Raw genomic sequence first — 26,408 nt, 5'->3', positions numbered from 1 at the left:
GTTCCCTTACGCCGCAAGCCCCCGGAAACCATGACATGACAATCACGCGCCGCGGTTTCCTTGTCGCGTCGGCGGCCCTTGCGGCGATGCCGGTCCTGCGCGCATCCGCCGCGCCCCTGCCGCGCGAGGCTGACATCGTCGTTATCGGGGCGGGAGCTGCTGGAATCGCCGCGGCGCGCCGCATCATGGCGACCGGCCGCAAGGTCATCGTGGTGGAAGCGGCATCGCAAGTTGGCGGCCGTTGCATCACCGATAGCACGACCTTCGACACGCCGTTCGACCGCGGCGCGCGCTGGATGTACAATCCCGACGCCAATCCGATGATCCGGCTGGCGCGCAGTGTCGGGCTGGACGCGCTGCCGGCGCCGTCGGGCCAGAAGATGCGCATCGGCCGCCGCAACGCGCGCGCGGGCGAGACCGAGCAGTTCCTGGCGGCGCTGGTGCGCGCCAACCGCGCCATCGACGAGGCCGCGCGCGGCAAGCTGGATACCTCCTGCGCATCCGTGCTGCCGAAGGATCTCGGCGACTGGGCGGGCGCGGCCGAGTTCATGCTGGGCGCGAGCTTCGCCGGCAAGGACCTGAAGGAGCTGTCCGCGATCGACAAGGGACGCGCGCAGGACCGCAATGCGGCGATCGCCTGCCGTCAGGGCCTCGGCACTCTGATCGCCAAACTCGGCGAACAGGCGCCGGTGGTGCTGTCGACGCCGGCAAGCCGGATCGTCTGGAGCAACCGCGACGTCAGCGTGGAGACGCAGGCCGGCAAGATCGCCGCACGCGCCGCCATCCTCACGGTCTCGACCAATGTGCTGACGTCGGGCGCGATCAAGTTCGCACCCGACCTTCCCAAGCGCACCTTGGACGCGGCCTCGAAGCTCACCCTGGGCAGCTACGACCGCATCGTGCTGCAACTGCCGGGCAATCCGCTCGGCCTATCGCGCGACGATATCCTCATCGAGCAGAGCAACTCGACGCGCACGGCGCTCATGTTCGCCAATATCGGCGGCTCCTCGTTGTGCTCGATCGATATCGGCGGCTCGTTCGGCCGCGATCTCTCCGAGCAGGGCGAGAAGGCCATGACCGCGTTTGCGAAGGAGTGGATCACGAAGCTGTTCGGTAGCGAGGCCGCTTCGGCCGTGCAGAAGACCAGCGCCACGCGCTGGAATGCCGCACCCTATGTGATGGGCGCAATGTCGGCATCCGCGCCCGGCGGCCAGCTTTCGCGGAAAACCCTGGGCGAGCCGGTCGGCAACATGTTCCTCGCCGGCGAAGCCACGCACGAGACGCTCTGGGGCACCGTCGACGGGGCCTGGGAAAGCGGCGAGCGCGCCGCGGATTCCGCCTTGCGCAAGATCGGCGCACTCAAGGCCGAGCCGGCCGACGTGCCGACGCAATCGACGAAGAAGCGCAGGGCGCCGCGGCAGCAGGGCAATTAAGCCCGCTCTAAAAAGCTCTGCCGTCGTCCCTGCGAACGCAGGAACCCATAACCACAGGAAGTAGTTTGGCGAAAGCCGGCAGTTAGGGGTTCTTGGTCGGCACTGCCATCTGCGCTTTATCGATGAATCACGCGGTATGAGTCCCTGCGTTCGCAGGGACGACGGCGATTATCAGCGCAACACCCCGTCCAACGCCGGCATTCCAAAAATCACCGCCATCGCAATCAGCGCATAGCAGATCCCGCGAAACACCTTCTCGCTCGCGCGGCCGAACAGAGAGGCGCCGAAGGCGACGCCGATCGCATAGACCGGCCCGACAATCAGCGAGAGCACCAGCGATTCGCGCGAAATCAGGCCTGTCGTCGCATAGCTGACCATCGAGAAGAAATCCGACGCGCCGAAGAACAGCACGATGTTGGCGCGTGCGACGATGGGGGCGATCGGGCGGCCGAGCCAGTAGCCGACGATCGGCGGGCCGCCGGTCTGCGCGAGGCCGCTACAGAAGCCGGAGAGGCCGCCGATACCTACCGAAAGCCAGGCGTGGTCCTTGCCCCGATAGCGCCAGCCCGACAGCAGCAGAAGCAGGAGTGCCGCGACGAAGCAGGAGATGATCCAGCGCGTGGTGACGGGCTGCAGCACGCTCAGAAAGTACGTGCCGATGGGCACGCCGATCAGCGCCCCGAGCACGATGACCGCGGTGGCCCTGCGGTCGGCCTTCCGCCATGCGTCAGGCAGCAGCGGCGCGGCTGCGACGAAGTCGATGACGAGCAGCAAGGCTGCAACGAGCCGCGGCTCAGCGATGCTGCTCGCCAGCGGCATGAAGATCAGCGCCGAGCCGAAGCCGGAGAAGCCGCGCGCGGTGCCCGAAACGAAAGCGACGGCGCAGAGCGCCATCGCAGTGGTGAGGCCGACATCCCTCGAGAGAAAGGCGGCGAGACTCATGCTCCGTGCTTCTGGGGCACGACGTTGTCCGAAAGCCGCTTCACGCTCTTCGGCTTCATGCTCTCAAAGTGCCGCCGGTCTTCTTCACGACTTCGGCCACGATCTTGGCGCCGACAGCCTCGATCTCCTGGTCGGTCAGGGTCTTCTCGCGCGGCTGGATCGTCACCGCGATCGCGATCGACTTCTTGCCGTCATCGATGCCCTTGCCCTCGTAGACGTCGAAGACGTTCACGCCGGTGATCAGCTTCTTGTCGACGGCTTGCGCGGCGCGGACGATGTCGCCCGCCTTCACGGCGCGTTCGACGATGAAGGCGAAGTCGCGCGTAACAGGCTGGAAGGCGGAGAGCTCGATCAACGGCTTGGCGCGGGTCGGCTTCTTCTTCGCCTCGGGGATGCGGTCCAGGATCACCTCGAACACCATCACCGGACCGTCGACGCCGAGCGCCTCGAGCGCGCGGGGATGCATCTCACCGAAATGGCCAAGCACGTTCTGCGGGCCGATCTGGATCGTGCCGGAACGTCCCGGGTGCAGCCAGCCGGGACCACCCGCCACGACCTGGAGCGCCTGCATCGGCGCACCGCTAGCGGCCAGCACCGCCAGCGCATCCGCTTTCGCGTCGAATACGTCAGCCTGCGCCGAGCCGGTCCAGTGCCGTCCGAGACCTTCCGAGGAAGCAAAGCCGCGGCGCACGCCGCTTGCCGCCATGAACTGGTCCTGCGGGCGGTCGTCCTTGAAGATCTGGCCGACCTCGAACAGCGCGACGTCGCCGAAGCCGCGATCGGCATTGGCCTGGGCGGCCGCGATCAGGCCCGCAAGCAAGGTCGGGCGCATGTCGGAGAGATCAGACGCGATGGGGTTGGCCACTTCGAGCTCGCGCTGGCCGCCACCGAACAATTCGGCCGCGGGTTTTGCGATGAACGACCACGTCACGGCCTCGACCATGCCGCGGCTTGCGAGCGCGCGCCGCGCCCGGCGAGTGCGCAGCTGCAGCGAGGTCAAAACGGGCTTGCGCGCATCCTCGCCGCGTTCGAACGGCGTCTCCGGCACCTTGTCGACGCCGAAGATGCGGACGATCTCCTCGACGATGTCGGCCTTGCCGTGCACGTCGGTGCGCCAGGACGGCACCGCCACCTTCACGACCGGACCCGGGCCCGCCATCATGAAGCCGAGATGGGCCAGGATGCGCTTCATCTCTGGTTGAGGCACCTCGATGCCGGAGAGCCGCTTGACCTCGGTGACCGGGAACTCGATCAGGCGGTCATCGCCGAAGGCCTTGCCGACCACCACGGTCTCGGACGGCGTGCCGCCGCACATCTCCATCACCAGCTTGGTCGCGAGCTCGAGCCCCGGCACCATGAAGGCCGGATCGACGCCGCGCTCGAAGCGGTAGCGCGCATCGGAATTGATGCCGAGCTTGCGGCCGGTCTGGGCGATGTTGATCTCGTTCCACAGCGCCGATTCGATCAGCACGTCGGTGGTCTCATCATCGCAGCCCGAGGCCTCGCCGCCCATGATGCCGGCAAGCGATTCGACGCCGTGCTCGTCCGCGATGACGCAAATCGCTGGATCGAGATCGTAGGTGCGGCCGTCGAGCGCCAGCAGGCTCTCGCCCTCGCGGGCGCGACGCACTACGAGATTGCCCTTCACCTTCTTGGCGTCGAACACATGCAGCGGCCGCGCGCGATCGAACGTCATGAAGTTGGTGATGTCGACCAGCGCGTTGATCGGGCGCAGTCCGATCGCGGTCAGCCGCTTCTGCAGCCATTCCGGCGACGGTCCGTTCCTGACGCCGCGCACGAGACGAAGCGCGAAGCCCGGGCACAACGCGGCATCCTCGACCGTGACCTTCACCGGGCAAGGGAATTCGCCCTTGATGGGCTTGATGGTCGGATCCCTGAACCTGCCCATGTCGGCGGCGGCGAGGTCGCGGGCAATGCCGTGCACGCCGGTGCAGTCCTGCCGGTTCGGCGTCAGGTTGATCTCGACCACGGGATCGCCGAGCCCGGCCCATTCGGCGTAGGCAGCGCCAACAGGCGCATCGGCCGGCAATTCCATGATGCCGTCATGGTCGTTGGAGATCTGCAGCTCGGCCGCCGAGCACAGCATGCCGCGGCTCTCGACGCCGCGGATGGTGCCGATTCCGAGCGTGATGTCCTTGCCGGGAATGTAGGTGCCGGGTGGCGAGAACACGCTGACGAGCCCGGCCCGCGCATTCGGCGCGCCGCACACGACCTGCACCGGCGCACCGCCGTTGCCGGTGTCGACCATGCAAACCCGCAGCCGGTCCGCGTTCGGATGCTGCTCGGCCGAGATCACCCTCGCGATGGTGAAAGGCTTCAACGCCTTCGCCTTGTCCTCGATGTTCTCGACCTCGAGCCCAATCATGGTGAGCTTCTCGGCGAGCTTGTCGAGCGGCTCGTCGGTGTCGAGATGATCCTTCAGCCAGGAGAGGGTGAATTTCATGGCTGTTCTTTCTCCACGGAGACGGTCTGCTCCCTCTCCCGCTTGCGGGGGAGGGCTGGGGTGGGGGCTCTCTCCGCGACGGGAACGGAGAGAGTCTTCGCAAGCTCTTGCTTGAGTGCGAGCATCACGAGCTCAATCCCCCGGCCAGCGTCGGCACCTCCAGCGGCTTGAAGCCATAGTGGCTCAGCCAGCGGACGTCGCTGTCAAACAGCTGGCGCAGGTCGGCGATGCCGTATTTCAGCATGGCGATGCGGTCGATGCCCATGCCCCAGGCAAAGCCCTGGTACTCGTCGGGATCGATGCCGCAGGCGCGCAGCACGTTCGGATGCACCATGCCGCAGCCGAGGATCTCGAGCCAGTCCTCGCCCTCTCCGAAGCGGATCTCGCCCTTGTCGCGGCGGCACTGGATGTCGACTTCCAGTGATGGCTCGGTGAACGGGAAGAACGACGGCCGGAAGCGCATGTTGATGTGATCGACCTCGAAGAACGCCTTGCAGAACTCGTGCAGGATCCATTTGAGGTGACCGAGATGCGAGGTCTTGTCGATGACGAGGCCTTCGACCTGGTGGAATTGCGGCGTGTGGGTCGCGTCCGAATCGATGCGGTAGGTGCGGCCCGGGCAGATCACGCGGATCGGCGGCTTCTGGCTCAGCATGGTGCGCACCTGCACCGGCGAGGTGTGGGTCCGCAGCAGCATGCGCGAGCCGTCCTCCTTCGGATGGAAGAAGAAGGTGTCGTGCATCTCGCGCGCCGGATGGCCTTCCGGGAAATTCAGCTTGGTGAAGTTGTAGTCGTCGGTCTCGATATCGGGACCTTCGGCGACCGAGAATCCCATGTCGGCGAAGATCGTGGTCAGTTCGTCCCAGACCTGGCTCAGCGGATGAATGCGGCCGGCTTCTGCCGGTGCATCGCGCAGCGGCAGGGTGACGTCGACGGTCTCGGAGGCGAGCCGCGCATCGAGCGCCGCGGACTTCAGCACGTCGCGTCGCGCGGCAAGCGCCTGGCTGACTTCCTCCTTGGCCTGGTTGATCGCGGCTCCCTGCGTCTTGCGCTCGTCCGGCGACATCTTGCCGAGCGTCGCGAGGAGCGCCGAGATCGAGCCCTTCTTGCCGAGGGCTGCAACACGCACGGCCTCCAGCGCGGCCTCGTCGGCGGCGCCGGCGATGTCGGCGATGATCTGGGCTTGGAGCTGGGCAAGATCGGTCATGGCAATCCCTTTTGGCCAGGATGCTGAGCCGATGATCCTAGCCCGTCACGCCCGGCCAAAAGCGCAAAGCGCGTCTTCGCGTTAGATTGGCCGGGCATCCACGTCGGAGAAGTGTTTGCGCGAGAAGTGGTGGCCGGGACAAGCGCGAAGGCGCCTTGGCCCGGGCCATCACAAGCTGAATGCTGCGCAGAGCACGGTGGAAGACGGCTTACGCCGCCAGCGCGGCCTTGGCCTTCTCGGCGATCGCCTGGAACGCGGCGGGCTCGCTGATCGCGAGATCCGACAGCACCTTGCGGTCCACGGTGATCCCCGACTTGGCCATGCCGTCGATAAATCGGCTGTAGGTCAGGCCGAACGGACGGACGGCAGCGTTGATGCGCTGTATCCAGAGCGCGCGGAACGTCCGCTTCTTACGCTTGCGGTCGCGGAAGGCGTATTGCTGCGCCTTTTCCACGGCCGGCTTGGCGGCGCGGATGGTGTTCTTGCGGCGGCCATAGAAGCCCTTGGCGGCCTTGTAGACTTTCTTGTGCTTGGCGTGGGCGGTCACACCGCGTTTGACGCGAGACATGACAAAATTCCTTCAGAGATGACTTGGTTTTCGGATCGCCGCGGGATGCGCGGCAGAGGCGGCAGTGATCGTGGACGCGATCAGGCGTTCGGCAAGAAGTACTTCTTGACGTTGTCGCCGTCGGTCTTGAACAGCACGCGGGTGCCGCGGAGCTGACGGATCTGTTTCTTCGTCCGCTTGATCATGCCGTGACGCTTGCCGCGCTGGGCGTGCATCACTTTGCCGGTGGCAGTCACCTTGAAGCGCTTTTTAGCGCCCGATTTGGTCTTCAGCTTGGGCATTTGGCTCTCCTATGGCCACAACAGAAATCCGCCCGTGAAGGCGGCTGGCCGTCTATAATGCTCGTTAGAGCGTTGATTGTGTTCAGGTTTTTGCGAACGAGCGCAAAACCCACACGAAACACCGCCACGGCAGCCCTTAATCAGCCGGGCGATGAAGGCTGGGCTTATGACAGAGCGGGAGCCAAATGGCAACGATGAACCGGCGGAACAGGCCCGGAGACTATCCGGTGTTGCCACCATCGTGTCCCTAGCCGTGTCGCCCGGAGCAGGACCAAAATGGCCCATTTGTCCCGATCGCCTTCGTCTTTGACTGGTTTCATCCGCCCGCGTCATCTGGCGGTGTTGGCCCTGCTTGCGGCCGTCATGCTGCCGTCGGCTGCCGATGCCCGAATCGGCGGCTATGACGGCATCTGGAACGTCACCTTCGCCACCACGAGGGGCAGTTGTAGCTCGGGCTACAGCGTCCCCTTCACCGTGACGGGCAGCCGCGTCTCGTCCGCCGGGGGCGGCCGGGTCTCGGGCAAAGTCAACCGCTCCGGTGCTGTGGCTGTCCAGGTCTCGGTCGGCGCCTCTCATGCCAGCGGCGGCGGCCGGCTCGCCGGCATGAACGGCGCCGGCTCGTGGAGAGGTGTCATCTCCGGCGACCAGTGCAGCGGCACCTGGCAGGCGACGCGGACGTAGTCGAACGAGCCATCGCCACAGCCACGGTGCGCTCCCTCCTCCGCCTGCGCAAGCGGGCGTGGGTGCAGCGGAGTTCGCGGCTTGCACCTCGGCAAAAACAAAACGGCCCGCCGGTGATCCGGACGGGCCGTTGAATTCTCAGTCCCAAAGCGCTTCGCTTCAGCGCGGCGCCAGCACCATCACGACTTGGCGACCTTCGAACCGCGCGTCCTGCTCGACCTTGGCGAGCTCGGCGACGTCGGTCTTGATCTTGTCCAGCAGCTTGGTGCCGATTTCCTGGTGCGCCATTTCGCGGCCACGATAGCGCAGCGTGATCTTGACCTTGTCGCCCTCTTCGAAGAACCGCTGCATCGCGCGCATCTTCACGTCGTAATCATGGTCGTCGATCATCGGGCGGAGCTTGATCTCCTTGATCTCGACGGTCTTCTGCCGCTTGCGGGCTTCCGCGGCTTTTTTCTGAGCGGAATATTTGTACTTCCCGTAATCCATGATCTTGCAGACGGGAGGGCTGGCATTCGGCGAAATCTCGACCAGATCCATGCCGGCTTCCTGAGCCATCCGGATAGCGACGACGGTCTCGACCGTGCCTTTGTTCTCACCGGTCTGGTCGATCAGCTGGATCTGCGCATTGCGGATATCATCATTGATGCGCGGCCCGTCTTTGCTGGCAGCGGGCGGAGCTTTATTAGGACGGCGAATGGGTGGTTCTCCAAAGTTGTGAAGGAAGCGGCTATCTTGAAGGAAGATGCGTTTGCCGGCAAGCAAGTCGCTCGTGCGGCACGCGAAAAACCCTCAAATGCGAGGCATTTTGGTCACGCCCGGGCACGCAGACGACATAGACACCTTGCTTCTGTTCCGCAAGCGTCCCAAAGGGCGGCCAATGCAGCCTCAGCTTGCATCGCGGGACGCGCCCGGACAGCTCAAACCGCACAGCCAGAGTAAATGTTCCATGACTGATATAATTCCTGATGCCGTGCTCGACTTCGTCAATGTGGGCGAGGGCCCGTCCGCACGCCGGATCGCGGTACGCAGTCGGCGTGGACAGGGACCGGGGCTGGTCTGGCTGGGCGGATTCAACTCGGACATGCAGGGCAGCAAGGCGCTGGCGCTGGACGCCTGGGCTCGGGATCACAGCCGCGCAATGGTCCGGTTCGACTATTCCGGCCACGGCGAGTCCGGCGGCGATTTCGCTGACGGAACCATTGGACGCTGGCTGGAGGAGAGCGTCGCGGTGTTCGAGCGGTTTTGCGACGGCCCGCAAGTCCTGATCGGCTCATCCATGGGCGGCTGGATCGCGCTGCTGCTCGCGCGCGAGATCAAGAAGCGTTCCGACAAGGCATCGCTGGCCGGCCTGGTCCTGATCGCGCCCGCGCCCGACTTCACCGAGGAGCTGATGTGGAAGAATTTTTCGCCCGCGGTGAAGAAGGAGATCGAGACCAAGGGCGTCTGGATGCGGCCGTCGGAATACGGCGACGGCTCACCCTATCCGATCACGCGGAGCCTCATCGAGGAGGGCCGCAACCATCTCGTGCTCGGCAGCGCCATCGATCTCGGCTGCCCCGTTCGAATCCTGCAAGGCGCGAAAGATCCTGATGTGCCGTGGCAGCACGCGTTCGCGCTGACACACCGCCTGCCGGCCGACGACGTCGTGCTGACCATGATCCAGGATGGCGATCACCGCTTGTCCCGCCCGCAGGACATCGCGCGCATGCTTGCGGCCGTGGCGGAGATCGGGTGAAGTGTTGCCCAACAATCGGTGTCATCGCCCGACTTGATCGGGCGATCCAGTATTCCAAGACGGCGTGGTTCAATCGACAGGCCGCGGCGTACTGGATGCCCCGCCTCCGCGGGGCATGACGGAGAACGGGGAAGGAGCAACGCCAATGACCACCACCGCCATGCTGCGCGCCTTCTGCGATGCGGTCGAGCAGCGCAATGGCCGCGCCTTTGCCGAGCTGTTCACCGAGGACGGCGTCTATCACGACGTGTTCTACGGCGCCTTTGCCGGCCGCGAGAAGATCGCAGCGATGATCGACGACTGGTTCTATCGCACGGCGACCGATTTCCGCTGGGACATGCACGATCCCGTCTCCGACGGCACCACGCTCTATGCGCGCTATACCTTCAGCTACAAGTCAACCCTGCCGGAAGCGAACGGCGCGCGGGCGATGTTCGAGGGCGTCGCGATCATGACGCTCCGCGACGGCAAGATCGCGAGCTATCACGAGGTCGCCAACACCGCGCCGGCGTTCGTCGATTTGAAGTTTGCACCGGAGCGGATCGCGAAGATCGTCGCCAAGCAGGGCGCCGAGTTGAAGGCGCGGCCGGAGATGCAGCGGCATTTGGGCTGACTGTCCCCACTCGTTATTCCGGGCTCGCGCCAAGTGGCGCGCCCCGGAATGACGGAGAGAGGGCGGCGCGCGGCCTACCGCTTCGACGGATTCGCCATCGGCTTGCGCTGCGCCAGCGCTGCCACGGTCGCGGTGCCGATCGGGCCATCTTCGTCATAGAGCCAGCATTCGCCGATCGCGACGCCGTCGGTGGCGTGGTGGTTCACGACCTCGAAGCCGATCCACCCAGTGACTGGCAGGCGGTGCAGATAGATCGTGACGTCGCTGTTGATGTAGCCGAGCCCCTTGTCGCCGGCATTGGCGAACGGGCTGGCGAAATCGGCGCCGGTGGCGACATGGACGAACGGTGTCATCGGCACGGCCGCAACGAGCTCGCGCACCTCGCTCATCCAGAGCCGGCGCGGGCCGAGCGAGCCCATATGGCCGACGATCGGGCGCGTCGCCCATTTGCCATTCATGCCGAGCCTGGGATCGGTGGGCTTGGGAATGTCGGCCGGCTTCGGCGCGTCCCAGTTCGGCGGCGACCAGACATTGCCGTCCGGATTCTGCGTCTTGCGCAGCAGCTGGCACGAGGCGCGCGCCATGCTGATCCCGCCGGAGAAAAATTCCGCTTCCACCACGCGGATGCGCATTCCATCGCGCACCAGACGCGTCGTGACCTGAATTGGCTTGTCGATGGTCGGCAGCCGAAACATGTCGACGGTGAGCCTCGCGGGCACGAACTCTGGCCCGGAATGGCGTTCCTCGATGGCGAAGCCGAGCAGGCCGACGATGACGCGCCCGTGCAGCGACTTCGGATCCCAGGGACCATTGGCAACTTCCGTCGGGTGGAATGTCTCGCCGTCGCGGGTGAAGAAAGGCATGTTTGTCATGCGCGCGAGATTGCGGGAATGGATGGGGAAATCAAGTATGGGGAGGTGCATGCGTGCTCGCCACACAAAAGGTGTCATCGCCCGGCTTGACCGGGCGATCCAGTATTCCGAGACGGCAGTGATGGAGTCGAGGAGCCGCGGCGTACTGGATTCCGCGCCTTCGCGGGGAATGACAGCGGAGAGTTAGGAGGCGGCGTGCCATTCTTCGCGCACACCTTCGTCCAGCTCGCCACTCATCGCCGCGCTCCTCATCGCCGCAAACGCCTCCCGCGCCACCAATTGCCCGAGCGCCCACACCGCAGCCCCGCGCACCAGCGGGCTTGCGTCATCCAGCAAGCGCCGCGCCTCCCCAGCCAGCGCGACCTCGCCCGAATTGCCGATCGCAATCAGCACGTTCCGCAAGAACCGGTCGCGGCCGATGCGCTTCACCGGCGACTTCGTGAACAGCGCGCGAAACGCCGCGTCGTCGAGCCGTGCCAGCTCGGCGAGATCAGGCGCGCGCAATTCGTCGCGCGCCGCGAGCTTGGCCTCGCGCCCCTCTTGCGCAAACTTGTTCCAGGGGCAGGCTGCAAGGCAATCGTCGCAGCCATAGATGCGATTGCCGATGGCTCTGCGAAATTCGCGCGGGATCGGTCCCTTGTTCTCGATGGTGAGATACGAGATGCAGCGTCGCGCATCGAGCTTGTAGGGTGCGGGGAACGCCGCCGTTGGGCAGATGTCGAGACAGGCCCGGCACGAGCCGCAATGATCGATCTCGGCTGCATCGCGCGGCAGCTCCAGCGTGGTGTAGATCGCGCCGAGAAACAGCCATGAGCCGAACTCGCGCGAGACGAGGTTGGTGTGCTTGCCCTGCCAGCCCAGATGCGCCGCCTGTGCCAGCGGTTTCTCCATCACCGCCGCGGTGTCGACGAACACTTTCACGTCCGACGGCGCGGTCGCGACCAGCCAGCGGGCCAGCGCCTTCAGGCGCTTCTTGATGAGGTCGTGATAATCGTCGCCCTGCGCATAGACCGAGATCGCCGCGCGCGTGGGCTGCTCGAGAATCGCCAGCGGATCGGAGTCGGGACCGTAATTGACGCCGAGCATGATGACGCTGCGCACGTCCTGCCACAGCCCGCGCGGATCGACGCGGCGCTCCGGCTGCGCTGCGAGCCAATCCATGTCGCCATGGCCGCCCGATGCGATGAATTCGAGGAAGTGTTTGCCGGCACTCTCGATCGTGCCCGGCGCGGTGATGCCGATGCAGTCGAAGCCGAGCGCGCGCGCTTCGCGGGCAAGCGCCGCCTTCAGTTCAGTCGGATCGGAGCTCAGAAATCCAGGTCCACGTAGGTCCGCGACGCCGGCACGCCGGCGAGCCATTCGCTGAGCAGCGGACGGAACGACGGGCGGGATTTCACCCGCGCGTACCACGCCTTTGCTGCGTCGTCCTCGCTCCATGGCACGTCGCCCAGATAGTCGATCGCCGAGAGATGGGCCGCGGCGGCGAGATCCGCGTAGGTGAGCCGGTCGCCGGCGAGGAAATTGCGCGTCTGCGCCAGCCAGCCGATATAGGCCAGATGATAGCGCACATTTGCCTTCGCGGCGCGCATCACGTCGGCCGAAGGCGGGCCGCCGCCGTTCTCCTCGCTCATGAAGCGCTTGTAGATGCGCTCGGTGACGAGCGGGTGCGAGACCTCCTCGAAGAACTTCTCGTTGAACCAGGCCATCAGCCGGCGCACCTCGACGCGTTCGAAGGTCGTCTGCGGCATCAGGCGTTTCGGCCCCATCTCGGCACCATAGGCCTCGTCGACATATTCGGCGATGATGGCTGCGCCGGGGATCGGCGGCTGCTCCTCGTCGACGAGCACCGGCGTGGTGCCGGCCGCGTTGAGCAGCAGAAACGCCTCGCGCCGCTCCCAGCTGCGCTCTTCGATCAGCTTCAGGTCAAGCCCGTATTCGCCCGCGATCAGGCGGACGAAGCGCGAATGCGGACAGAACGGATGATGAAACAGCGTAAACATGAAGCCTTTGACTATTTGATGGTGCTTAAGAATCCATCAATGTTTGTGCGGCGCCACACCAGGCCCTCAAAACCGCGAAGCAAGGTCGTGATTTCGTATTTTGCGATTGCGGCATGGGGACGAATAGGCGAGAAGAGCCTCGCTTTTCCAGCCGAAATGGACCGTAAATATGTCAGACGCAATACGGGCAGTGATCCTCGGCATCATCGAGGGTGTGACCGAGTTCCTTCCCGTGTCCTCGACCGGTCACCTCTTGCTCGCGGAGCGCTTCTTCCATCTCGGCGAAGGCGCGTTCTGGGATTCGTTTACGGTTCTGATCCAGCTGGGCGCGATCCTCGCGATCGTCGGGCTGTATTTCAGGAAGTTGTGGGACGTCGTGATCGGCCTGTTCACGGGCGATGCCGATGCGCGGCGCTTCGTGATCGGCGTGCTGGTGGCGTTCCTGCCGGCCGTGGTCGTCGGCCTCGTCGCCGGCAAGTACATCAAGAGCCTGCTGTTCAATCCCTGGGTCATCTGCTTCACGCTGATCGTCGGCGGCGCCATCCTGCTCTGGGTCGACAAGCTCGATCTCAAGCCGCGCGAGCACGACGCCACCAGATTTCCGCTGCTGATGTATCTCTATATCGGCATCGCGCAGTGCGTGGCGATGATCCCGGGCGTGTCACGTTCCGGCGCCAGCATCGTCGCGGCGATGCTGCTCGGGGCCGACAAGCGCGCGGCGGCGGAGTTCTCGTTCTTCCTCGCCATTCCCACCATGATCGGTGCGTTCGCCTACGACTTCTACAAGAGCCGTGCCGAGATGACGATGGACCACATGAACATCGTCGCGATTGGATTCGTGGTGTCGTTCATCACCGCCATCATCGTGGTGAAGACGTTCCTGACCTACGTCACCCGGCACGGCTTCGTGGTGTTCGCCTGGTGGCGCGTCATCGTCGGCACGCTCGGCCTGATCGCGCTGGCGCTGGGCCACTGAAGCATGATCCGGAAAAGTGCGCAGCGGTTTTCCGGAAATATCATGCTTAAACAACAACCTGAAGCGCGATGACGATTCATCCTGATCGCATCGCGCTTTAGAGCAGCAACTCGCTTGGTGCGCTCCCTCGCCCGCAAGCGGGAGAAGCAAACCTGCCTCACACGCTCATGCGCTGGAACTGACCGGCGGCGCGGAAGCGCCAGAGATATTGCGGGGCGATTGCTTCCAGCGAATCGGGGGTGATGCCGAGGCCTTCCAGCGTCAGGCCGGCCGCCTTCGCCGCCTCCGAGACGACGTTGTCGCGCTCGAGCAGCGTGACCTGGTCCGGTGTCAGCTTGAACGCGCCCGGCGCGAATTGCAGGAAGGCGGCCTGGAAGCGGGCGAGGCCGAACGTCAGCGGCATCAGCATCCGCTTGCGGTCGGTGATGGCAAGGATGGTCTCGATGATCTCACGCATGGTCAGCACTTCCGGCCCGCCGAGCTCGTAAGCAGCGCCCGCCTTGGCCTTGCCGTCGACGGCATCCGCGATCGCGGTGGCGACGTCGCCGACATAGACCGGCTGCATCCGGGTCGTTCCGCCGATCAGCGGCAGCACCGGCGACATCCGGGCCAGCGCGGCAAAGCGGTTGGTGAACTGGTCCTCGGGGCCGAACATCACGGAGGGGCGGAAGATCGTGGCGGAGGGAACCGCGGCCAGGACCGCGGCTTCGCCGGCCGCCTTGGCCCTGGCGTAGCGCGACGGCGATTCCGCGTCCGCGCCGATCGCGGAGACATGCACGAGGCTGGCATCGGCCGCGGCCGCCGCCTTTGCGACGGTTTCGGCGCCCCTGGCCTGGACGGCGTCGAAGGTCTGCTCGCCGCCCTCGGTGAGGACGCCGACGAGGTTGATCGCGACATGCGAATCACGCAGCGCCGCCTCCACCGAGGCCGGATAGCGCAGATTCGCCTGTACGGTGTGGACCTGCCCGACCCGGCCCAGAGGCTGGAGGTATCCGGCGAGTTCCGGCCGCCGCACCGCGACCCGGATACGGTAATCCCTCTTGCACAGGGCGCGGACGACGCTGCGGCCCAAAAACCCCGATCCGCCGAAAACCGTGACGAGCGTGTCCAGATTCGATGCCATGGGGGTGTCCGTTCCTGCGGAAAAGAGTGCGTCTTGTCAGGCTTGTATCGGGCCGGTTTGCGATGCGCAATCGGCATCCGGAAGCCGGCCTCACGCATGAATTGACAACGGCGTCACCGAACCGTAGTAACCGCCTCCGTGCCCCAAACGGCATGCCCAGGTGGTGGAATTGGTAGACGCGCTGGCTTCAGGTGCCAGTGGCTTAACGGCCGTGAAGGTTCGAGTCCTTTCCTGGGCACCATACATTTCTGGATCGCAAACAAATCCAGATAGATAAGCCCTTTCAGAGTGTTGCGTTGGCATCGGGGCCATGAGCCGAGAAAGTGCAGTGCGCTGTGTCTTGGGATCGTGTGCTTTGGGCTTGTGCCTCTTGGTCGGTGCGTGTGCTTCCGCGAACGCCGCAGCAAGAGGGCATCACAAGTTGCGACATGTCACCGTTCGGCCGGGCCAGGCCGCGGCTCCGGTCTATGTCACTCCGAATGGTGTGCGCATCTATCGCGACGATTCCGTTCCCGGCGGTCTGCGGACCGACCACGACGACCCTCCCGCCTATGACGATCCATCCAAGTTCGGCGGCGGCTGATCACACCACCTGCTTCCCCATCCGCTCCGCCACCGCCTTCTGCACGAAGTACATCATCACCAATGTGACGATCGTCGTCGCGACGACGACGTAGCCGATCCGGTCGAAATGGATCAGCGAACCGTCGGGCGCCTGCGCGATGATCGCGCCGGCGAGCACCGAGCCGAGCCCCCCGGAGAGCTGCTGCAGCGAGGCGCTGACCGCGCTGAACGAGCCGCGCTGGCTCGCGTCGGGAATCGCCGACATCAGCGCCTGCGACGGGATCATCCGTGAGAAGATGCCGACGAACATCAGGACGTTGACGAGGATCGCGGTCGCGAGCGAGACGTGGCCGAGATGTGTGTAGATCAGCACCATGACCACGGTCATCGCGCAGCCGAACACGAAGGTCGGATATTTGCCGAACGCATCGCTGGCACGGCCGACCAGCGGTCCCGTGACGATGCTGAACAGGCCGGAGACGAGATAGATCGTCGGCAGATGCGTGATGTCGATGCCGAGATTGTGCACGGTGAAGGCGCTGGAGAACGGCATCAGCATGTAGCCGCCCGTCGCCAGCAGCGTCGTGACGGCGAAGGCCAGCGTATAGCGTGGCTCGCCGAGCGTCGCGATCAGATGGCGGAACGCGTTCCTGTCCTGCTTCGGTTTCAGATGCGCATCGACCGGCTCCATGACCAGGGTGATGATTGCGATCGCTGCGATCGACACCACGACGATCGCCGCGAAGCAGACATGCCAATTCCAGTGATTGGCGAGAAACAGCCCGGCGGGAATGCCGAGCACCTGGCTCGCGGCGAACGCCGTCTGGAGGAAGCCCATGACACGGCCGCGCAGGTGCAGTGGAAACAGGTCGGTGACGATGGCGAGCACGACCGCGCCGATCACGCCGCCGAACAATCCGGTCACGATCCGGCCGAGCAGCAGCACATGGTAATTCTGCGCGGCCGCGCAGAGCGCAGTGCCGAGCGTGAAGCCGACATAGAAGAACAGCAACAGCCGCTTGCGATCGAAGCGATCGGCGAAGCCGGCGGCGAGAATCCCCGATAGTCCCGCACTGAACGCATAGGCCGACACCGCGACGCCGAACTGCCCCGCCGTGATGTCGAGCGAGGGCATCAGGATGGCGCCGAGCGGCGACATGATGATGAAATCGAGAATGATCGTGAACTGCGTGAACGTTAGCAGCGCGATGAGGAGCGCCTGGTAGCGCGAGAAGCCGCGCTGGCGTTTGCCTTGGTCGTCGATCGGCGCGGCGAGCGTCTGTTCGGTCATTGGCACTTCTATTCGTCGTGAGCGGGCGAGGGCGGAGAGGCCGGCAACAGATAGGGTGCGCCGGGGCGAATTGCAGCGGGCTGGCCTGAAAACCTGCTCCGCCGGGGAGAGCAGCGGCTCATCATCTCGCGCGCCGTGGAGGATGTGAATCACTTTGATTGCGTCGCGACTGGCTCGCGAACGCAGGGCCAGCCGATCCCTCCAGTCGCGACCTGCACGTCATCGCCGCGATCTGATCGCCCGTAAGGCCGCGGCGGCCGCTTGCGTGACCTGTCGCCAGTGGCTACATCGCGGTCCATCCGTTTTAGCCTATGATATCGACGCACCGATTCGACCCGAGGTTTTGACACGCCATGACCGTACGCCTGCACCGCGGCGACCTGCCTGACCTGTCCCGCTACACCGGAGCGGTGGCGATCGACACCGAGACCATGGGGCTGAACCCGCACCGCGACCGGCTCTGCGTGGTGCAGCTCTCGCCCGGCGACGGCAGCGCCGACGTGGTGCAGATCCCCAAGGGGCACACCGACGCGCCGAACCTGAAGGCGCTCCTGGCCAATCCGGCCGTCACGAAAATCTTCCACTTCGCGCGGTTCGATATCGCGGTGCTGTACCAGACCTTCGGTATCATGACCGGGCCGATCTACTGCACCAAGATCGCCTCCCGCCTGACCCGCACCTATACCGACCGCCATGGCCTCAAGGACCTCGTGCGCGAGGTGCTCAACATCGACCTCTCCAAGCAGCAGCAGTCGAGCGACTGGGGTTCCGACAGCCTGACCGAGCCGCAGCTCGCCTACGCCGCCTCCGACGTGCTGCATCTGCACGCCTTGCGCGAGCGGCTCGATGCCATGCTGGTCCGGGAGGGCCGCAGCCAGCTGGCACAGGCCTGTTTCGACTTCCTGCCGACCCGCGCCCTGCTCGATCTCCAGGGCTGGGCGGAAGAGGACATTTTCGCGCATTCCTGAAGGCCCGGCGCGGCGGTTAGCCTGAGATTGCCGCCCCGTTTCGGACACTTTCGTAACGGCCTGTCGCCGGCTGCATATTCGGGCGGCACGGGATAGAATGGGGTGCCCGGAGCCGGACACGGCGGACGAGACTTCAGGAGCCCAGGCAAGTAGGAACCCAGGTGAATTCGGCCCAGAATCCCACCTACGACGCCGCGCTTGCGGCGAAGTTCGCCAGCGCGGCGCGACACAGCCGCCTGGTGCGGATTCTGCGCATTGCGGTTCCGGGCGCGGTGCTGTTGTCCATGGCTGCTATCGTCGGCGTCTCGATCTTCAATCCGTTCCGCATGCTGATGCCGAAGCTGCCGCTCGATTCCGGAAACATGGTGGTGTCGGGCACCAAGATCACGATGGAATCGCCGCACCTCGCCGGTTTCACGCCGGACCAGCGGCCCTACGAGCTCTGGGCCAAGACCGCGACCCAGGACATCACCGACCCAGATCATGTCGATCTCAAGGACCTGCGCGCGAAGGTGTTGATGGAGGATCAATCGACGCTGTTCCTCGATGCCCGCACCGGCCGTTTCGACAACAAGCAGCAGCAGCTCGACCTGCACAAGGACATCTTCCTGCGCACCTCGACCGGCTATGAGGCGCGGCTGAACTCGGCGTTCGTCGACATGGGCAAGGGCACGGTCTCCTCGGACGAGCGCGTCGACGTCACGCTGACCAATGGCACGCTGACCGCGGATCGCTTGCGAATTACCGAAGGTGGTGACGTCATCCGCTTCGAGGGCAATGTGGTGATGCACCTGGACAAGCTGGATGGCCCGGCTACGGCTCAGCCTGCGCCGGTCGAGCCGACGCCGCCAGCACCGCCGGTGAAGACACGTACGCCGCAAAACAAGTCCGCCAATTCAAAGTGATTTTCATGATCAGGTTTTTTCCGCGCAGCGAAGACAAGCGTGGCGCCATCCTCGGTGCGGCCGCGTTCGCCGCCGCTGTCGCGCTGGTCGCAACGGGCGCCGCCATCGCACAGAGCACGATGCAGGGCGTGCCCAACGCGATGCAGGGCTTCTCGCAGAACCGCGATCAGCCGATCCAGATCGAAGCCGCCTCGCTGGAGATGCGTGACAAGAAGAAGGAGGCGACCTTCGCCGGCAATGTGAAGGTCGTGCAGGGCGACACCACCATGACCTCGAAGACGCTGGTGGTGTTCTACGAGTCCGGCGGCGACAAGCCGGCCGCGCCTCAGCCTGCGCCGAAGGGCGCGAAATCGGCGCCGATGCAGTCGGCGACGCCGGGCCCGGGCGGCAGCTCGTCGATCAAGCGGCTGGAGGCGCGCGGCAATGTCGTCGTGACTCAGAAGGACCAGGTGGTGACCGGCGAGACCGCCGTGTTCGACACCAGGACCAATCTCATCACCATGCTCGGCGGCGCGGGCGGCCAGGTGGTTCTGACGCAGTGCAAGAACGTGCTGCGCGGCGACCGCCTGATGGTCGACATGACGACCGGCGTGTCACGTGTCGAATCCGACAGCGGCCGGGTACAGGCCCTGCTGCCGCAGGGGGGCAGCAACGATTGCGGCCAAGGGGGACAAGGAGCCAAACCCGGCGCGGCACCGCCTTTGCAGTTGCCCGGCGCAAGTAAACAAAAGTAAATTCAATCGCTTGTCCCGGATGCTCGCGATCCGAGGTTGAAGCTTGCCCGGCGAGACTGTATTTAGCGCGCAGGGCTTTCGAAGCGGGATCCGCCGCTTTTCGGGCGTGTTTCACTGGGCATGAGACATCCCTTCACTCATGCTGCAACGGCGAATCGAAAGGCCGGTGCGGCAGATCGCACGAATTCGCGCAGGATCGTCGCGAAAAGGCTGGAAGGCGGGATGGTCGATCTCTTCAGCATGTTCCGTCGGCGCCCCGCCAAACGTGGCCGGCCAGGATTTGCGCGTCAGGACATCACCGCGCTCGGTGACGGCGTCGGCGGCTTGGTGACCAGTCCTGTCAGGGACGTGCCGCCGATCGCCCGCGACCAGCGGAAGCGTGCGCCAGACCAGTTCCAGGGCGACTACCAGGCCGACTATCAGGTCGAGCCGGCGCGTCCGCAGGCCGTTCACCCGGTCAGGGCCGCCGCCAAGCCCAATGGCGAGGGCGGGCCGCAGCTGCTGAATCGGCCCGGCTTCCTGGCTGTGCATAGCGTGGAAAAGAGCTTCGGCAGCCGCCAGGTGGTGCGCGGCGTCAGCATCTATGTGCGCCGCGGCGAGGCGGTCGGCCTGCTCGGGCCGAACGGCGCCGGCAAGACCACCGTGTTCTACATGATCACCGGCCTGATCAAGGCCGACCGCGGTGCAATCGAGCTCGACGGCCACGACGTGACGAAGCTTCCGATGTATCAGCGCGCGCGGCTCGGCATCGGCTACCTGCCGCAGGAGGCCTCGATCTTTCGCGGCCTCACCGTCGAGCAGAACATCCGCGCGGTGCTCGAAGTGGTCGAGCCCTCGCGCAAGAAGCGCGAGCAGCAGCTCGATTCGTTGCTCGACGAGTTCAACATCACGCGGCTGCGCAAATCGCCGTCGATCGCGCTGTCCGGCGGCGAGCGCCGCCGCGTCGAGATCGCGCGCGCGCTGGCGACGCGGCCGAACTACATGCTGCTCGACGAGCCCTTCGCCGGCATCGACCCGATCGCGGTCGGCGACATCCAGGATCTCGTCCGCCATCTCACCAATCGCGGCATCGGCGTCCTGATCACGGATCACAATGTGCGCGAGACGCTCGGCCTGACCGACCGCGCCTATATCGTCTATGCCGGGGAAATCCTGACCGAGGGAACCCCGGATGAGATCGTTGCCGATCCGGATGTCCGCCGCCTTTACCTTGGCGAGGAATTCCGCCTCTAGCCCTTTTTTGCGTTTCGTCAAGACGTGTACATCGGGCTCGGACTAGGATAAGCAAAAATCGGACCAAACGTTGGGAACGGTTCTTGCTTCATGGCGCTCACGCAGAGATTAGAGTTCCGGCAGTCGCAGTCGCTGGTGATGACGCCGCAGCTGATGCAGGCGATCAAGCTGCTGCAATTGTCCAATCTCGATCTCACGACGTTCGTGGAAGAGGAGCTCGAGCGCAATCCGCTGCTGGAACGGGCCAGTGACGAGGCCCCCGCGGAGGAGGGTTCCGTCGAGGCCAGGAGTTACGGCGATTCCGACGGCCAAGGCGATGGCCAAGGCGACGGTCAAGGCGAGGACGGCTTCGGCGGGGGCGCCGAGGGCTTCGAGCCGGGCCAGGAAGAATGGATGAGCAAGGAGCTCGGCAGCCGTGCCGAGATCGAGCAGACCCTGGATACGGGCCTGGATAACGTCTTTTCCGAGGAGCCCGCCGAGGCTGCGGCGCGCAACGCCCAGGACGCTGCGCCGACCACCTATACGGAATGGGGCGGCGGCGCCTCTGGTGCCGAAGACTACAATCTCGAAGCTTTTGTCGCGGCCGAGACAACGTTGTCGGACCATCTCGCCGAGCAGCTCTCGGTCGCCTTCACCGCACCCGCCCAGCGCATGATCGGCCAGTACCTGATCGACCTCATCGACGAGGCCGGCTATCTGCCGGCCGATCTCGGCCAGGCCGCCGAGCGTCTTGGCGCATCGCAAGCCGAAGTCGAAGCCGTCCTCGCCGTGCTGCAGAAATTCGATCCACCCGGCGTCTTCGCGCGCAATTTGAGCGAATGCCTGGCGATCCAGCTCCGCGAGCTCGACCGCTACGACCCCGCGATGCAGGCCCTGGTCGAGCATCTCGATCTGCTTGCCAAGCGCGACATCGTTGCCCTGCGCAAGATCTGCGGTGTCGACGACGAGGACATCGCCGACATGATCGGCGAGATCCGCCGCCTCAATCCCAAACCCGGCATGAAGTTCGGCTCGGCGCGCCTGCAGACCATGGTGCCCGACGTCTATGTCCGTCCGGGTCCCGACGGCGGCTGGCATGTCGAGCTCAACAGCGACACCTTGCCGCGCGTGCTGGTCAACCAGACCTATTATTCCGAGCTGTCGAAGAAGGTCGGCAAGGACGGCGACAAGTCCTATTTCACCGACGCGCTTCAGAACGCGACCTGGCTCGTGCGCGCGCTCGACCAGCGCGCCCGCACCATCCTGAAAGTTGCAACCGAGATCGTGCGCCAGCAGGACGGCTTCTTCACCCATGGCGTGGCGCACCTGCGGCCGCTCAATCTGAAGGCCGTCGCCGATGCCATTCAGATGCATGAATCCACGGTGTCGCGCGTCACCGCCAACAAATACATGGCGACCAATCGCGGCACGTTCGAGCTGAAATATTTCTTCACGGCCTCGATCGCCTCGGCCGACGGCGGCGAGGCGCACTCGGCCGAAGCCGTGCGTCACCACATCAAGCAGCTGATCGATTCGGAGGAGCCCTCCGCGATCCTGTCGGATGACACCATCGTGGAACGCTTGCGCGCTTCGGGCATTGATATTGCCCGCCGCACGGTCGCGAAGTACCGCGAAGCCATGCGCATACCCTCCTCGGTGCAACGCCGCCGCGACAAGCAGAGCGCCCTTGGTAACGTTCTCTCCACAGCATTGTCCGATCGCTCCCGCAACACCGAGCCGGCCTGATTGCGCCGACGCGAAATCGCGCTACTCTCGTCGTCCTTCGAGACCGATCCAGGCATGCGCGTGATCCGGAAAAATGTGCAGCGGCTTTCCCTCGCGACAAACGCGGAGCGCGTTTGCGCGAAGATCATGCGCGAGGAGCAACTTCAGCTGCGATGATTCGTCATCGCAGCTGCGGCAACAAAGCAAGCGAGGCATCAAATGACTCTCCGGATTTCGGGAAAGAGCATCAGCGTCGGCGAGGCTCTGCGCGGCCGCGTTGCAGACCGCACCGACGAGGTGCTGCGCAAATATTTCGACGGCAACTATTCCGGCCACATCACGCTCAGCAAGGACGGCTTCGGCTTTCGTACCGATTGTGCCCTGCATCTCGATTCGGGAATCACGCTGGAGGCCGATTCGAACGCACCGGATGCCTATGCCAGCGCCGACCAGGCGCTGCTGATGATCGAGAAGCGGCTGCGTCGCTACAAGAACCGGCTCAAGGACCGCTCCGCGCGCAAGGCCCATGCCGCCTCCGAGGCGATGGCTGCGCTCGACGCCACGTCTTACGTGCTGGAAGCGCCCGGAGAGGGCGAGGAGGAGATCACCGGCTACAGCCCGGTCATCATCGCGGAGCAAACCACGTCGCTGAAGCGGCTCTCGGTCAGCGAAGCGGTCATGGAACTCGACCTCAGCGGGGCGCCCTGCATGGTGTTCCAGCACGGTTCGTCAGGCCGGGTGAACATCATTTACCGCCGGGCGGACGGCAATGTGGGCTGGATTGACCCGCCGGGGGCGAAGGTGGACGGCCAATCGCAAGGCTAGGCCCGGGATTCGGGCATGGTTCCCGTCCCGGCCCTTAACATTGACGGTGGCAAAGCCACACGCGGGAGTTGGCACCGGGATTGCGTTGGAGTAGAAGCCCCCCACATCTCGACCGGGGCTAAGTGCGCCTCCTGCTTCATGTTATTGACGCCGGCTCAGCTTGGTCTATCAAGCTGGCCAAATCGGAACCTGACGGTTTAATTCACCTCGGAAACCCTCCATGCCGATTACCGATCTGGTCGCACCCGAGGCGATTCTCCCGGCATTGAAGGTCAACAGCAAGAAGCAGGCCTTGCAGGAGCTCGCAGCCAAGGCCGCCGAGCTGACCGGGCAGAACGAGCGCTCGGTGTTCGAGGTGCTGCTGCAGCGGGAGAAGCTCGGCACCACCGCAGTCGGCTATGGCGTCGCCATTCCGCACGGCAAGCTGCCCAAGCTGGAAAAGATCTTCGGCCTGTTCGCGCGGCTCGATCGTCCGATCGATTTCGAGGCGATGGACGGCCAGCCGGTCGATCTCGTCTTCCTGCTGCTCGCCCCCGAAGGCGCCGGCGCCGATCATTTGAAGGCGCTCGCCCGCATCGCCCGCCTGTTGCGCGACCAGGACATCGCCAAGAAGCTCCGCGCCTCGCGCGATGCCCAGGCGATCTATTCCGTGCTCGCGCTGCCGCCGGCGACGGCGGCCTAGGCCGACTGTCGACATCGCTCGGGGGCGGACTGCACCCTTTGCTCGACGTGATAGACGAGCAAAGCGAGGCGTGCGCGCCGCGGTTGGCGAGAATCGATTGCACGTGCGATGCCAAGCTTCGTCCGCTGCCTCGGGATCTCAGCATCGGATGAATCTCAAGCCCTGGGAACGCCGCCGGCGCGAAGGCGGTCGCGATGGGCATTAAGGACAATATTAACCGTGCTTCTGGAAGGTCAGCTCATGGCCAGCCTGCACACCGTAGCTGATTCCGAGGCATACGACAGCGCGATCTGGAAAGCGCGCGGCGCCGGCGTGGAAACGCTTGCCAGAAACGTGATCCGCATTTCGATCACCGTCAACGTGATCGCCTCGATGGGCGTCTTCAACCCCGGGTTGCTTCCGGCAGAGTGGAGCTATGTGCAACAGGCCGTTGCGCTCCTGATGTGGATCATCCTGATCTACGCCAGTGCCTTCGTACGCCCGCGCGTGAGAGTGCAGTGCAATCCCGATCTCATCGCGCTGGTCGCATTCTATGCTCTCGCCGTCGCTTCGGTTCTCTGGACCAGCCTCGCCACCGCAGCGATCATGAAGAGCGCGGCACTTGCGGTGACGACCTTCGGTGCGTACTGCCTCATCACGCGCATCGACATCGACGAGATCGTCGGATCGACGACGCTGGGGCTCTTCATGCTGGTCGCCGCCTCCGCCTTGTGTGCGGTCTTCGTGCCCGAGATCGGCGTAGACCAGAGCTGGATGCACAAGGGCCAATGGCAGGGAATATATGAATCGAAGCAGACGCTCGGCTTCATCAGCGCATATCTGATGTTCTTTGCCTGCTACCAGAAGATGACGGGGCAGAAATGGACCGTTTTTCTCGCGACGTTTCTCCTGGCATCGACGTGCGTCATCGCCTCGGAATCCCGTGGTGCCGGTGCCGTTGCCGTGGCCGCGGGTGCACTGCTCGTGACCTCGATGTGGTCGATCCGCTGCATGAGAGTTTACGCGGTTCTGCCCTTCATCATGTGCATCCTGGCCACCCTGCTGATCCTGTATTTCTACGTGACGGGGTACGATTCCATCCATCTCGGCGAATCCACCATCAATTTGACCGAGCGGACCTTCATTTGGCAGTACGCCATCAGCCATTTCGACGATGCGCCGCTGCTGGGCTTCGGCATCAACGGATTCTGGACGCGTCCCGCAATTTACGACTATTTCAACCAGAACCATGGCTGGGTGCTCGACAATTATCACAGCGGTTACATCGCGGTGGCGATTGAAACGGGATTTCTGGGATACGTGCTGTTCGTCGCGAGCGTCTATCTGTTTTCGGAGAAGGTCCTGTATTTGATCGCAACTCGGTCGATCGATCGTTGCCACTGCGCTCTCGTCATCGGATTCGTCGTCCTGAGCTTTCAATCGAATTTCACGGAGACGATGTTCCTTCGCTCGACGATGTTCACGTCGGTGCTGCTGGTCGCATTCTTCTTTGCGGTGTGCAGGCCGGTGCGGCAGCAAATCCTGCAGCAATGATGAGGCAAGCAGGATGAAAGCCGTCTGCGCCCGCTGGTCGGTAATTTGCGGCCTCACCCTGGCAATATCCGCGCTTGCGATCGTCTCGCAGGCCGAGGCAGCCGGGCAGGGCGCCGCGCCCGCTCCCCCGAAATTGAGGCGCGGCATCAACATCCTTGGTTACGACGGCATCTGGGAAGGAGGCCGGAACGCGCCGTTTCGCCTGGACAACCTCATTTCGATCAGAAAGGCCGGCTTCTCGCACGTTCGGATCAATTTCTTCGGCTTCAAGTTCATGGGCCCCGGAAATCTGCTGGATGAAATCGTCTTGAGGCGGCTTGACGCCGTCATCGAGGAGGTGCTCGCCCGCAATCTCATCCCCGTCCTCGACGAGCACGATACCAATACCTGCCAGCGCGATGTGTCCGAATGCGCCGAGAAGCTGAAGGCGTTCTGGACGCAGATCGCCGAGCGCTATGCCGGAAAATATCCGGCGCTCGTCTTCGAGGTTCTCAACGAGCCGGGCGGGCAGATGACGTCCGCCGGCTGGAACGCCCTTCTGAACGAGTGTCTCGGCATCATCCGCAGAACCAACCCCGGGCGGACGGTCATTGCTGCCGTTCTCAACGTCGATGACATGCCGGTCGAAGAACTGGTTCTGCCCTCAGAGGACAGAAACCTCATCGTGACGTTTCACTATTACGCGCCGATCCGTTTCACCCATCAGGGCGCGCCGTGGTCCGAAACGTTTTCGCGAATAGGGCCGCTCGATTGGGGCACGCCGGAGGACGAACGAAAGGCACGCGCCGATTTCGAGAAGGTTCGTATCTGGTCCGAACGCGAAAAGCGTCCGATCTATCTCGGCGAGTTCGGCGTGTACGAGGCCGCCCCAGCCGAAGCCCGGACCAGATATCTGTCGTTCGTCGCGCGAAGCGCGGAGCGGCTTGGCTGGGCCTGGGCCTACTGGCAGTTCGACCATGATTTCGCGGCCTTCGACAGCGCGCGTCAGACCTGGAAGCCTGAGATCATGCGGGCGCTGATCCCGGCGGTGCGTTGAAGCGGGAAGCCTTTGCGACCTGAGCTCCGCCGCGG

26 protein-coding genes and 1 tRNA gene are annotated in these 26,408 nt (G+C 64.4%); 16 read left to right on the top strand and 11 right to left on the bottom strand.

The window, feature by feature from the left end; genetic code table 11:
* The first annotated feature begins 35 nt into the window (after nucleotides 1-35).
* Nucleotides 36-1,433 (top strand): flavin monoamine oxidase family protein, encoded by a 1,398-nt coding sequence (locus ABIG06_RS12120; protein ID WP_370136750.1) that lies wholly within the window; start codon nucleotides 36-38, stop codon nucleotides 1,431-1,433.
* Nucleotides 1,434-1,604: 171 nt separating this feature from the next.
* Here the strand turns inward: ABIG06_RS12120 and ABIG06_RS12115 are convergent, their stop codons facing one another.
* From ABIG06_RS12115 to rpmI, 5 genes are all read right to left on the bottom strand, one after another.
* The gene (locus tag ABIG06_RS12115; protein WP_370136748.1) at nucleotides 1,605-2,375 is read right to left on the bottom strand and encodes a sulfite exporter TauE/SafE family protein; all 771 of its coding nucleotides are present in this window, start codon (nucleotides 2,373-2,375) and stop codon (nucleotides 1,605-1,607) included.
* Nucleotides 2,376-2,430: 55 nt separating this feature from the next.
* Nucleotides 2,431-4,839, bottom strand: a complete 2,409-nt coding sequence (gene pheT, locus ABIG06_RS12110) for a phenylalanine--tRNA ligase subunit beta (protein ID WP_370136747.1) — start codon at nucleotides 4,837-4,839, stop codon at nucleotides 2,431-2,433.
* Between the two features lie 124 nt (nucleotides 4,840-4,963).
* A complete protein-coding gene (pheS, locus tag ABIG06_RS12105) occupies nucleotides 4,964-6,046 on the bottom strand; it encodes a phenylalanine--tRNA ligase subunit alpha (protein ID WP_370136746.1) in 1,083 nt (360 codons plus the stop codon).
* 208 nt (nucleotides 6,047-6,254) lie between these two features.
* Nucleotides 6,255-6,614 carry a 50S ribosomal protein L20 gene (gene rplT, locus ABIG06_RS12100; RefSeq protein ID WP_027561620.1) on the bottom strand — a complete coding sequence of 120 codons (360 nt, stop codon included), beginning with the start codon at nucleotides 6,612-6,614 and terminating at the stop codon, nucleotides 6,255-6,257.
* 80 nt (nucleotides 6,615-6,694) lie between these two features.
* The gene (gene rpmI, locus ABIG06_RS12095) at nucleotides 6,695-6,895 is read right to left on the bottom strand and encodes a 50S ribosomal protein L35 (RefSeq protein WP_008539890.1); all 201 of its coding nucleotides are present in this window, start codon (nucleotides 6,893-6,895) and stop codon (nucleotides 6,695-6,697) included.
* Nucleotides 6,896-7,171: 276 nt separating this feature from the next.
* Between rpmI and ABIG06_RS12090 the strand changes: the two genes are divergently transcribed.
* A complete protein-coding gene (locus ABIG06_RS12090) occupies nucleotides 7,172-7,576 on the top strand; it encodes a hypothetical protein (protein ID WP_124162359.1) in 405 nt (134 codons plus the stop codon).
* A gap of 159 nt (nucleotides 7,577-7,735) precedes the next feature.
* Here the strand turns inward: ABIG06_RS12090 and infC are convergent, their stop codons facing one another.
* Complete coding sequence (infC, locus tag ABIG06_RS12085) at nucleotides 7,736-8,275, bottom strand: translation initiation factor IF-3 (protein WP_124162475.1); 540 nt, start codon at nucleotides 8,273-8,275, stop codon at nucleotides 7,736-7,738.
* Between the two features lie 250 nt (nucleotides 8,276-8,525).
* Here infC and ABIG06_RS12080 point away from each other — a divergent pair, with 250 nt between their 5' ends.
* On the top strand, nucleotides 8,526-9,314 hold the full coding sequence (locus tag ABIG06_RS12080; RefSeq protein WP_370136744.1) for an alpha/beta hydrolase: 789 nt from the start codon (nucleotides 8,526-8,528) through the stop codon (nucleotides 9,312-9,314).
* Between the two features lie 145 nt (nucleotides 9,315-9,459).
* Nucleotides 9,460-9,927: a nuclear transport factor 2 family protein gene (locus ABIG06_RS12075; protein ID WP_370136743.1), complete on the top strand. Its 468-nt coding sequence runs from the start codon at nucleotides 9,460-9,462 to the stop codon at nucleotides 9,925-9,927.
* 74 nt (nucleotides 9,928-10,001) lie between these two features.
* Here ABIG06_RS12075 and ABIG06_RS12070 read toward each other — a convergent pair whose 3' ends face one another.
* The 3 genes from ABIG06_RS12070 to ABIG06_RS12060 all read right to left on the bottom strand — a co-directional run bounded on the left by ABIG06_RS12070 (nucleotide 10,002) and on the right by ABIG06_RS12060 (nucleotide 12,799).
* Nucleotides 10,002-10,799, bottom strand: a complete 798-nt coding sequence (locus ABIG06_RS12070) for an acyl-CoA thioesterase domain-containing protein (protein WP_370136742.1) — start codon at nucleotides 10,797-10,799, stop codon at nucleotides 10,002-10,004.
* A 183-nt stretch (nucleotides 10,800-10,982) separates the two neighbouring features.
* On the bottom strand, nucleotides 10,983-12,158 hold the full coding sequence (gene queG, locus ABIG06_RS12065; RefSeq protein ID WP_370136740.1) for a tRNA epoxyqueuosine(34) reductase QueG: 1,176 nt from the start codon (nucleotides 12,156-12,158) through the stop codon (nucleotides 10,983-10,985).
* On the bottom strand, nucleotides 12,107-12,799 hold the full coding sequence (locus ABIG06_RS12060) for a glutathione S-transferase family protein (protein WP_124162364.1): 693 nt from the start codon (nucleotides 12,797-12,799) through the stop codon (nucleotides 12,107-12,109). Before ABIG06_RS12060 ends, queG begins: the two co-directional genes overlap by 52 nt.
* A 169-nt stretch (nucleotides 12,800-12,968) precedes the next feature.
* Between ABIG06_RS12060 and ABIG06_RS12055 the strand changes: the two genes are divergently transcribed.
* Entirely contained in the window at nucleotides 12,969-13,775 is an 807-nt protein-coding gene (locus tag ABIG06_RS12055; protein WP_370136738.1) for an undecaprenyl-diphosphate phosphatase, read from the top strand.
* Nucleotides 13,776-13,932: 157 nt separating this feature from the next.
* Here the strand turns inward: ABIG06_RS12055 and ABIG06_RS12050 are convergent, their stop codons facing one another.
* Nucleotides 13,933-14,898 (bottom strand): complex I NDUFA9 subunit family protein, encoded by a 966-nt coding sequence (locus ABIG06_RS12050; protein ID WP_370136736.1) that lies wholly within the window; start codon nucleotides 14,896-14,898, stop codon nucleotides 13,933-13,935.
* A gap of 154 nt (nucleotides 14,899-15,052) precedes the next feature.
* Between ABIG06_RS12050 and ABIG06_RS12045 the strand changes: the two genes are divergently transcribed.
* Both ABIG06_RS12045 and ABIG06_RS12040 read left to right on the top strand, forming a co-directional pair.
* A tRNA-Leu gene (locus ABIG06_RS12045) sits at nucleotides 15,053-15,139 on the top strand.
* 180 nt (nucleotides 15,140-15,319) lie between these two features.
* Nucleotides 15,320-15,481, top strand: coding sequence for a hypothetical protein (locus tag ABIG06_RS12040; RefSeq protein WP_370136614.1), 162 nt, complete (start codon nucleotides 15,320-15,322; stop codon nucleotides 15,479-15,481).
* Here the strand turns inward: ABIG06_RS12040 and ABIG06_RS12035 are convergent, their stop codons facing one another.
* The gene (locus ABIG06_RS12035) at nucleotides 15,482-16,753 is read right to left on the bottom strand and encodes an MFS transporter (protein WP_370136613.1); all 1,272 of its coding nucleotides are present in this window, start codon (nucleotides 16,751-16,753) and stop codon (nucleotides 15,482-15,484) included. It abuts the gene before it with no gap.
* A gap of 353 nt (nucleotides 16,754-17,106) precedes the next feature.
* Between ABIG06_RS12035 and ABIG06_RS12030 the strand changes: the two genes are divergently transcribed.
* From ABIG06_RS12030 to ABIG06_RS11990, 9 genes are all read left to right on the top strand, one after another.
* The gene (locus ABIG06_RS12030; protein WP_370136611.1) at nucleotides 17,107-17,721 is read left to right on the top strand and encodes a ribonuclease D; all 615 of its coding nucleotides are present in this window, start codon (nucleotides 17,107-17,109) and stop codon (nucleotides 17,719-17,721) included.
* A gap of 161 nt (nucleotides 17,722-17,882) precedes the next feature.
* Nucleotides 17,883-18,626 carry an LPS export ABC transporter periplasmic protein LptC gene (gene lptC / locus ABIG06_RS12025; RefSeq protein ID WP_370136609.1) on the top strand — a complete coding sequence of 248 codons (744 nt, stop codon included), beginning with the start codon at nucleotides 17,883-17,885 and terminating at the stop codon, nucleotides 18,624-18,626.
* 5 nt (nucleotides 18,627-18,631) lie between these two features.
* The gene (locus ABIG06_RS12020) at nucleotides 18,632-19,360 is read left to right on the top strand and encodes an LptA/OstA family protein (RefSeq protein ID WP_370136606.1); all 729 of its coding nucleotides are present in this window, start codon (nucleotides 18,632-18,634) and stop codon (nucleotides 19,358-19,360) included.
* Between the two features lie 222 nt (nucleotides 19,361-19,582).
* The gene (gene lptB / locus ABIG06_RS12015) at nucleotides 19,583-20,593 is read left to right on the top strand and encodes an LPS export ABC transporter ATP-binding protein (protein ID WP_124162387.1); all 1,011 of its coding nucleotides are present in this window, start codon (nucleotides 19,583-19,585) and stop codon (nucleotides 20,591-20,593) included.
* A gap of 90 nt (nucleotides 20,594-20,683) precedes the next feature.
* Nucleotides 20,684-22,318 (top strand): RNA polymerase factor sigma-54, encoded by a 1,635-nt coding sequence (rpoN, locus tag ABIG06_RS12010; RefSeq protein WP_370136604.1) that lies wholly within the window; start codon nucleotides 20,684-20,686, stop codon nucleotides 22,316-22,318.
* Nucleotides 22,319-22,516: 198 nt separating this feature from the next.
* Nucleotides 22,517-23,122: a ribosome hibernation-promoting factor, HPF/YfiA family gene (gene hpf, locus ABIG06_RS12005; protein ID WP_370136602.1), complete on the top strand. Its 606-nt coding sequence runs from the start codon at nucleotides 22,517-22,519 to the stop codon at nucleotides 23,120-23,122.
* Nucleotides 23,123-23,342: 220 nt separating this feature from the next.
* On the top strand, nucleotides 23,343-23,804 hold the full coding sequence (gene ptsN, locus ABIG06_RS12000; RefSeq protein ID WP_008141251.1) for a PTS IIA-like nitrogen regulatory protein PtsN: 462 nt from the start codon (nucleotides 23,343-23,345) through the stop codon (nucleotides 23,802-23,804).
* Nucleotides 23,805-24,044: 240 nt separating this feature from the next.
* Nucleotides 24,045-25,337, top strand: a complete 1,293-nt coding sequence (locus ABIG06_RS11995) for an O-antigen ligase family protein (protein ID WP_124162390.1) — start codon at nucleotides 24,045-24,047, stop codon at nucleotides 25,335-25,337.
* Between the two features lie 13 nt (nucleotides 25,338-25,350).
* The gene (locus ABIG06_RS11990; protein ID WP_124162391.1) at nucleotides 25,351-26,373 is read left to right on the top strand and encodes a glycoside hydrolase family 5 protein; all 1,023 of its coding nucleotides are present in this window, start codon (nucleotides 25,351-25,353) and stop codon (nucleotides 26,371-26,373) included.
* Nucleotides 26,374-26,408: the final 35 nt, after the last annotated feature.

The sequence above is a fragment of the Bradyrhizobium sp. USDA 326 genome (genome assembly GCF_049739485.1).
Lineage (GTDB): Bacteria > Pseudomonadota > Alphaproteobacteria > Rhizobiales > Xanthobacteraceae > Bradyrhizobium.
This window is presented reverse-complemented; position numbering and strand designations above follow the sequence as displayed.

What these genes read in the sequence shown, in the direction of transcription:
- ABIG06_RS12120 (WP_370136750.1), top strand. Translation starts at nt 36, where the DNA reads ATGACAATCACGCGCCGCGGTTTCCTTGTCGCGTCGGCGGCCCTTGCG.
- ABIG06_RS12115 (WP_370136748.1), bottom strand. Translation starts at nt 2,375, where the DNA reads ATGAGTCTCGCCGCCTTTCTCTCGAGGGATGTCGGCCTCACCACTGCG.
- pheT (WP_370136747.1), bottom strand. Translation starts at nt 4,839, where the DNA reads ATGAAATTCACCCTCTCCTGGCTGAAGGATCATCTCGACACCGACGAG.
- pheS (WP_370136746.1), bottom strand. Translation starts at nt 6,046, where the DNA reads ATGACCGATCTTGCCCAGCTCCAAGCCCAGATCATCGCCGACATCGCC.
- rplT (WP_027561620.1), bottom strand. Translation starts at nt 6,614, where the DNA reads ATGTCTCGCGTCAAACGCGGTGTGACCGCCCACGCCAAGCACAAGAAA.
- rpmI (WP_008539890.1), bottom strand. Translation starts at nt 6,895, where the DNA reads ATGCCCAAGCTGAAGACCAAATCGGGCGCTAAAAAGCGCTTCAAGGTG.
- ABIG06_RS12090 (WP_124162359.1), top strand. Translation starts at nt 7,172, where the DNA reads ATGGCCCATTTGTCCCGATCGCCTTCGTCTTTGACTGGTTTCATCCGC.
- ABIG06_RS12080 (WP_370136744.1), top strand. Translation starts at nt 8,526, where the DNA reads ATGACTGATATAATTCCTGATGCCGTGCTCGACTTCGTCAATGTGGGC.
- ABIG06_RS12075 (WP_370136743.1), top strand. Translation starts at nt 9,460, where the DNA reads ATGACCACCACCGCCATGCTGCGCGCCTTCTGCGATGCGGTCGAGCAG.
- ABIG06_RS12070 (WP_370136742.1), bottom strand. Translation starts at nt 10,799, where the DNA reads ATGACAAACATGCCTTTCTTCACCCGCGACGGCGAGACATTCCACCCG.
- queG (WP_370136740.1), bottom strand. Translation starts at nt 12,158, where the DNA reads ATGGCTCGCCGGCGTGCCGGCGTCGCGGACCTACGTGGACCTGGATTT.
- ABIG06_RS12060 (WP_124162364.1), bottom strand. Translation starts at nt 12,799, where the DNA reads ATGTTTACGCTGTTTCATCATCCGTTCTGTCCGCATTCGCGCTTCGTC.
- ABIG06_RS12055 (WP_370136738.1), top strand. Translation starts at nt 12,969, where the DNA reads ATGTCAGACGCAATACGGGCAGTGATCCTCGGCATCATCGAGGGTGTG.
- ABIG06_RS12050 (WP_370136736.1), bottom strand. Translation starts at nt 14,898, where the DNA reads ATGGCATCGAATCTGGACACGCTCGTCACGGTTTTCGGCGGATCGGGG.
- ABIG06_RS12035 (WP_370136613.1), bottom strand. Translation starts at nt 16,753, where the DNA reads ATGACCGAACAGACGCTCGCCGCGCCGATCGACGACCAAGGCAAACGC.
- ABIG06_RS12030 (WP_370136611.1), top strand. Translation starts at nt 17,107, where the DNA reads ATGACCGTACGCCTGCACCGCGGCGACCTGCCTGACCTGTCCCGCTAC.
- ABIG06_RS12020 (WP_370136606.1), top strand. Translation starts at nt 18,632, where the DNA reads ATGATCAGGTTTTTTCCGCGCAGCGAAGACAAGCGTGGCGCCATCCTC.
- lptB (WP_124162387.1), top strand. Translation starts at nt 19,583, where the DNA reads ATGGTCGATCTCTTCAGCATGTTCCGTCGGCGCCCCGCCAAACGTGGC.
- rpoN (WP_370136604.1), top strand. Translation starts at nt 20,684, where the DNA reads ATGGCGCTCACGCAGAGATTAGAGTTCCGGCAGTCGCAGTCGCTGGTG.
- hpf (WP_370136602.1), top strand. Translation starts at nt 22,517, where the DNA reads ATGACTCTCCGGATTTCGGGAAAGAGCATCAGCGTCGGCGAGGCTCTG.
- ptsN (WP_008141251.1), top strand. Translation starts at nt 23,343, where the DNA reads ATGCCGATTACCGATCTGGTCGCACCCGAGGCGATTCTCCCGGCATTG.
- ABIG06_RS11995 (WP_124162390.1), top strand. Translation starts at nt 24,045, where the DNA reads ATGGCCAGCCTGCACACCGTAGCTGATTCCGAGGCATACGACAGCGCG.
- ABIG06_RS11990 (WP_124162391.1), top strand. Translation starts at nt 25,351, where the DNA reads ATGAAAGCCGTCTGCGCCCGCTGGTCGGTAATTTGCGGCCTCACCCTG.